Source organism: Streptomyces kebangsaanensis, assembly GCF_001906585.1.
Classification (GTDB): domain Bacteria; phylum Actinomycetota; class Actinomycetes; order Streptomycetales; family Streptomycetaceae; genus Streptomyces; species Streptomyces kebangsaanensis.
On record NZ_JUJA01000062.1, the window covers coordinates 1 to 6,524 of the forward strand.

Consider the following 6,524-nt stretch of genomic DNA (forward strand, 5'->3'; position numbering starts at 1 on the left):
GCTTCGACGGTGTTGCCTTCGGATTCGCCGTTGCCGATGACGCCGCCGTCATAGGGCAGTGAGGCTCCGCTGCCCAGAATCGACCAGGTGCCGTCGTCGAGTCGGGCGAGGGCGACAATGTAGGTGTGGCCGGTTTCCAGGCGGGGTGTGTCGTGGACCGCGAACTCCTGCCGCTGGTCGTCCTTGAACGCCCATCCGGCCACGTCCAGGGTGAGTGACCGCGGGACGGCGGGCGCTCCGGACCGGCTCCACAGGACCTTGTCCACGGCCAGGGTGGCGCTGCGTCCGATGTATCCCTCTCCCGCCTCGTTCTCCTCCTCGGTGGCCGGGATCTCCCGGTCCGAGGTGGGCCGGACGACCACGACCCGGTCGGCGTAGGTGACCCAGTCCGTACTCGTCACCGACGGCAGCACATCATCGGCCTGTGCGAGCACCACCTCACTGCCGCGGCTCGGTGTCTCCGCCCCATGGGATCCTGCCCACACACCGGCCAGTGTTCCTGTCACCATGGCCGCGGTCGCCGCGAGACCGAGCGTTCCTTTCCCCGTGAGCTTCATGTCCCCCGCCCTCAGTACGTCTCGTTGATCATCGACTTGTTGTGCGAGCCCAGTTCCGACGACTGCGAGGGCGTCACCATGCAGGCCAGCCGCGAGTCCGTCTGCTTGAGCTTGGGACTTGCGTTCTGACCGTGTGTCAACCCAACCGCGTGCCCGGTCTCATGGCAGGCGGTACTGGCCGGCGGATCGGCCGCGGCGAAGCGCGCATAGTGCTGGTCGCACTTGTTGTTCCCGATCGCGTCGTCGCACCAGGTGATTCCCCTGGCACCGCTCGGGACCGAGCCCTTCTGGTAGACGATGTCCGTCTCCGAGTCGCCGGAGTAGCTCGGCTTGTCGGGGTAACTGACCACGAGATCAGTGGCGTTGTAATGTTTGAGCGCGTTCCTCACCTTCGTCTTTCCCGCGCTCGACAAAGACCCTTGGAGCCAGACGGTCAGGTCCTTGTTGTCGGTCTTGCAGAAGCCGTCGCCCATGTTTCCGTCTTTGCAGGACCAGGGCGTGTTCTTCGTCGGGTACATGTTGTCGGTGATGGTCGCCGCCACCGCAGTGGCCGTGGCTCCCAGCAGCGCGACACCCGTGATGGCACCAACCGCCCTCAGACGCAGCCTATTCAAATTTCCCCCTTTGATGACATCAACTCCGTTGATATTCCGAACAGTTGGTCGATCCGTTCGGCGCTGGGAGAGTACCCTACTTGTGTAGTTACCGTGAAACCTGATCCGTCCCGTTGCTCTTGGTGACGACAGCCCGTCGGCCCAGCACGGTGGCGAGTGTCGCGGTGAACATCAGCGGCCAACGGTGAGACCCAACCCTGTTGCAACATGACGGCTTTGCCGATGCCCGCTGATGTTCACCGCGCGGTGTCCACCGCTGGGCGCCAGACCTGGAAGTCGCCAGGCGCCCCGTGTTCAGCAGTCAGGGCTACGTGAGCCCTCCCCGTCGACGCGGGGTGTTCCGGTGGGGTGGTGACGAAGTGGCGGTCCTGTCCGTCGACAGCGGGCTCGGCCTGGTGTCGCGGCCAGGGGCGGAGCGTTCGGGTTGAGGGAGGTGTCGTACGCGCCAAAGTGCGGGTGGGCGGAGTTCGGCGTTCCGGGCTCTTGCCAACCCGTCGCGCCGGTGCGTCACACTGCCGGTACGGTGCGTGTTCGCCTCTCGGGGTGGTGACGGCACGCCTTCTCCATGGTGTCTTCACGGGAGCCGTACCTTCGGCCAGCCGGGGTGTCGGGCGGTTTTCCGGGGGCAGACGGGGCGCGTGTCGTCTGCCTAGCCTCCCGGGCCATGCGATCACCTCTGATGAGACGCCTTGGTCTCGCCACCGTCCTCGGGTTCGTCCTCGCCGTCTTCGGGCTGGCTCCCAGCGCGAGCGCGGAGCCCGCGCCGGCCTCGCTGACGTTCTCCACCGACACCGCCACCACCACGCCCGGCGGCACCGTCCAGCTGTCCATGACGCTGACGAACAACAGGACGTACGACGTCTGGTTCGTCTACCAGACGATCGACCCGACCTGGCTGACCACCCAGCGTCCCGACCTCAAGTACAGCTTCACCGGGTGCACCCTGGCGACGGCGGCCGGAAGCACCCCCTGTTCCGGTACCGGTCCCGCGAACCTCGGCGCCAACTACGGCGCCACCATTCCGCCCGGTCAGAGCCGGACCGTCACCCTGACCCTGCAGATCGCCCCCGACTCGGGCTGCAACGGCGACATCGGCTTCTACTCGTACTACTACGCCGAGTTCAGCGACAGCACGAACGCCACCGGCGGCCCCGTCTACACGCCGGAGACGCGTGTGGTCTGCTCCTGACGGCAGGACAGCGGAACGACAGGACGACGCAACCGCGGTGACCGGATTCGGCCGTATGAACGGCCAGACTGCGCGGGCGTCACCGGCGGCACGGCCACCGGCGGACCGGACGGGTCCGCCGGTGCTCCGCATCGGGCCCCGACCTGGGGCGACAGGCGCCGGACCGGGCGGCGACCCGCACCCTCGCCCGCCCCGGCAGACCGGCCCGCGGCCGGATCACGGCCGGATCTCGACCAGGTGGACACCTGCGTTTTTCCGTCACGACTCGCAATTCGACCACAAAAGTCACACAAAGAAGTCACCATATGACGTGACGGATGCGTCGACGACCGGCCTTCGAGGGGACGGCCGGCGTCGGCCGAGGGGGTGCGTCCGCTCCATGGGAGCTGTACTCACCCCTGCCCGGGGGGAGGACTTCGCCGTATGAAGCGGACCATGCGCACCACCGCGCTCACCGTGGGCGCGCTCATCGCCGCGCTCGGATTACCCGCAGGGGCCGCGCACGCCGACAGCAGCACGCCCCGTGTCGATCTGCGGACGCTGGTCGTGAGCGACGGCGGTCCGGCCGTCGACGCGATCGCCGCCGAACTGGACACCGCGGGGACGCCCTACACGAAGATCGATCTGAACCAGTCCGGAAGACCCGTGATCGACGACGGCTTCCTCGCGGACACGGTGGACGGCCGGCCGCGGGCCAAGTACCAGGCCGTCGTGCTGCCCAACGACAACCCGTTCCCGGCGAACTCGCCCGAGATGGCGGCGCTCGCGGACTACGAGCGGACCTACGGCGTTCCGCAGGTCGACGCCTACACCTACGCCCGCCCCGAGGCGGGGTTGCAGTACCCGGTCGCCGGTGTCGGCTACTCCGGCAGTCTCGACGGCGTCCGGGCGGAGGTGACGGCCGCCGGCAAGGCGGGGCCCTTCGGTTACCTGAACGGCGCCGTGCCCTTCGAGGACATCGACCCCGCTGTGTCCGAGAGTTATGCCTACCTCTCGCGGCCGGTCGCCGGCGTGGACTTCACGCCGTACGTCGAGGCACCGATCCCGGGGCAGTCGGCGCGCGGCTCGCTGGTCGGCGAGTACCGGCACGACGGGCGGCGGGAGCTGGTCGTCACCTTCGTCTACAACCAGTACCAGCAGCAGTTCCGGCTGCTGGCCCNCGCGGCATCGTCGAGTGGATGACCGGCGGGGTGCACCTGGGGGCCTCCCGCAACTACTTCGCCGTGCACGTCGACGACGTGTTCGCCGCCGACGACCGCTGGGACACGGAACTCAACTGCACGCCCGGAGACGTCGACTGCCCCGGCGGCGGAGGCACGCCCGACCCGATCCGCATGACCGCCGCGGACGTCGACCACGCCACCGCCTGGCAGCGCGACCACGGCTTCACCCTCGACCTCGTCTACAACGGCGCCGGCAGCGTCGACCAGCGCGCGGAGCACAACGGGGCCGACGCCCTGGCCGACCGGCTGATCGCCGAGCGCGGCAAGTTCCGCTGGGTCAACCACACCTACACCCACGCCTTCCTCGGCTGCGAGCAGAACGTCACCGTGGTGCCCTGGCGGTGCGCGACCAACGCGAACGGCAGTGTCAAGTGGGTCACCCGCACGGCCATCTCCAATGAGATCGCCACCAACCGGGTGTGGGGGCAGAGCATCGGACTGCCCCTGCAGAACGACGAGTTGGTCACCGGTGAGCACTCCGGTCTGAAGGTGCTGCCGCAGCAGCCGGACGACAACCCCAACCTGGGGCCCGCGCTCGCCGACAACGGCATCGCCTGGCTCGCCTCGGACAACTCCCGTGACCCCGTGCAGCGCAAGGTCGGTCCCGCCACGACGGTCTCCCGCTACCCGATGAACATCTTCTACAACGCCGGGCGGGCGGCCGAGCAGGTCGACGAGTACAACTGGCTCTACACCAGCCGCGCCCAGGGCGGCAGCGGCATCTGCGAGGACAACCCGGCCACCACCACCTGTCTGCCGGCCCCGCTGGACCCCGCCACCGGCTACGCCGACCACATCGTGCCGCTGGAGACGCGCATCGCCCTCGGGCACGCGCTCGCAGGCGACCCCAAGCCGCACTTCATCCACCAGTCCAACCTCGCCGAGGACCGCCTCGCCTACCCGGTTCTGGGCGGCGTACTGGACGGCTACCGCGCGCTGTTCGCGAACGACACTCCCCTGGTGAACCTGCGGATGAAGGACATCGGCGTGGAGCTGCAGCGCCGCGCGGCCTGGCAGACGGCGCTGCGGAACGGCGGGGTCACGGCGTACCGCGTCGGCGGCACGGTCACGGTGTCGGCCCCGAACGGTGTGGCGGTCACCGCCACGGTGCCGGCCGGCACCACCCTGGCCGGTCGGGCCTTCGGCTCGGCGTACGCGGGCGCCCTGTCCGGCTGGACGGCCTCGGCCGGGCAGCCGCTCACGTTCGCGCTGCCGTCGTCCGCCGCGGCGCCGGGGACGGCCGCGAAGGCCGGCAAGCCCGACAAGCCGGGCCCGGTCACCGTTCCCGCGCCCCGCACCCGGATCCCCGTCGGCGTGAGCGAGCCGCCCGCGCCGAACGCGGCGGGCTGAACCGCGCAGCCACCCACCGGTCCCGGCCGCGACCCCGCGGCCGGGACCGGCACGACCACCCACACCTCGGCCGTGGAGCACTCCGATGCACGTTCACCGCGGCGCGCGCCCCACTGATCCGACGCGCGTCACCCTGCTCACCGAAGGAACGTACCCACACAGTCACGGCGGCGTCAGCGTCTGGTGCGACCAGCTCGTCCGCGGCATGCCCGACCTGGAGTTCGACGTCCTCGCCGTCACCGGCACCGGCCGGGAGCCGCTCGTGTGGGACCTGCCCGCGCACGTGTCCCGCATGACGTCCGTACCCATGTGGGGCGCCCCGCCGGAGGGCCACCCGCCACGAGGGCGCGCGCGCAACCGGCTCACCAGTGCCTACGAGCGGTTCCTGACCGCGCTGCTCGACCCGTGCGCGGAGGACGGGTTCGCGCCCGCGCTCCACACGATGGCGCGGGCCGCCGCCGACGGTACCCTGAGCGCCTTCCTCCGCGGCGACCAGGCCATCTCCGTACTGACCGCGGTGTGGAACCGGCCGGGACTGGTGGTGCGCGAGGCCCGGCCGAGCCTGCACGACGCGCTCACCGCCACCGGCCTGCTCGAGCACGCGCTGCGTCCGCTGGCCGCGCCGCCGCCCACGAGCGGGGTGGCGCACGCGGTCAGCGGCGGAGTCGCCGTACTGCCGGGGCTGGCCGCGCTCGAACAGCACGGCGTGCCCCTGCTGTTGACCGAGCACGGGGTGTACCTGCGCGAGCGCTACCTCGGCTACCGCACCGCGCCGTACCGCTGGCCGGTGAAGGCGGTCGTCCTGGGCTTCTTCCGGCTGCTGACCCAGGAGAGCTACCGCAGGGCCGCCCTGATCACCCCGGGCAACCGCTACAACCGGCTGTGGGAGGAGGAGGGCGGTGCCTCCCCGGAGTCGATCCGCACCGTCTACAACGGCGTGGACCCGGCCGCGTTCCCGCCGGCCGGACCGGAGCCCGAGGTGCCCACCCTCAGCTGGGCGGGCCGGGTGGACCCGATCAAGGACCTGGAGACCCTCATCCGCGCCTTCGCCCTGGTCCGGGCCGAACTGCCCGAGGCCCGGCTGCGGTTGTTCGGCGGCACACCGCGTGGCGGGGAGGGGTACCGGGACCGCTGCGAGGCCCTGGCCGCCGCACTCGGGCAGGCGGACGCCGTCCGGTTCGAGGGGCGGGTGGAGGACATCAAGGACGCCTACGCCGCCGGCAACGTGGTGATGCTCTCCAGCATCAGCGAGGGCTTCCCGTTCACGCTGATCGAGGCCATGTCGTGCGGGCGGGCGACCGTGTCCACCGACGTCGGCGGGGTGCGGGAGGCCGTCGGCGACACCGGTGTCGTGGTTCCGCCGCGCGACCCGGCCGCCATGGCCGCCGCCGCGCTGCGGCTGCTGCGCGACCCCGGGCGCCGCGGGGCGATGGGAGAGGCGGCCCGGCTCCGGGTGATCGAACAGTTCACCCTGCGCCGGACCATCGAGACGTTCCGTTCCATCTACCTGGACCTGGCGGCGCCGGAACGACAGAGGACGGACGGGCGAACGGACGCGCGCCCCGGGCCCGCGCCGTCGGCCGTCGGTTTC

Annotated in this window: 3 protein-coding genes and 3 pseudogenes; 4 read left to right on the top strand and 2 right to left on the bottom strand. The window is 70.6% G+C overall.

Annotated elements, in window-relative coordinates; genetic code table 11:
• Both RH94_RS09095 and RH94_RS09100 read right to left on the bottom strand, forming a co-directional pair.
• Window positions 1-557: pseudogene (locus RH94_RS09095) on the bottom strand (hypothetical protein); the annotation flags it as partial.
• A gap of 11 nt (window positions 558-568) precedes the next feature.
• Complete coding sequence (locus tag RH94_RS09100) at window positions 569-1,171, bottom strand: hypothetical protein (protein WP_234425637.1); 603 nt, start codon at window positions 1,169-1,171, stop codon at window positions 569-571.
• Between the two features lie 679 nt (window positions 1,172-1,850).
• Between RH94_RS09100 and RH94_RS09105 the strand changes: the two genes are divergently transcribed.
• The 4 genes and pseudogenes from RH94_RS09105 to pelF all read left to right on the top strand — a co-directional run.
• The gene (locus tag RH94_RS09105) at window positions 1,851-2,360 is read left to right on the top strand and encodes a hypothetical protein (RefSeq protein WP_079188951.1); all 510 of its coding nucleotides are present in this window, start codon (window positions 1,851-1,853) and stop codon (window positions 2,358-2,360) included.
• Window positions 2,361-2,783: 423 nt separating this feature from the next.
• Window positions 2,784-3,519, top strand: a pseudogene (locus RH94_RS42815) (hypothetical protein); the annotation flags it as partial.
• Window position 3,520: 1 nt separating this feature from the next.
• Window positions 3,521-4,933, top strand: a pseudogene (locus RH94_RS09110) (hypothetical protein); the annotation flags it as partial.
• Between the two features lie 85 nt (window positions 4,934-5,018).
• Window positions 5,019-6,524 (top strand): GT4 family glycosyltransferase PelF (gene pelF, locus RH94_RS09115; RefSeq protein ID WP_234425638.1); only part of this gene is annotated, 1,506 nt, incomplete at its 3' end.

Excerpts from the sequence above, each read along its gene's own strand:
- RH94_RS09105 (WP_079188951.1), top strand. The coding sequence starts at position 1,851 with ATGAGACGCCTTGGTCTCGCCACCGTCCTCGGGTTCGTCCTCGCCGTC.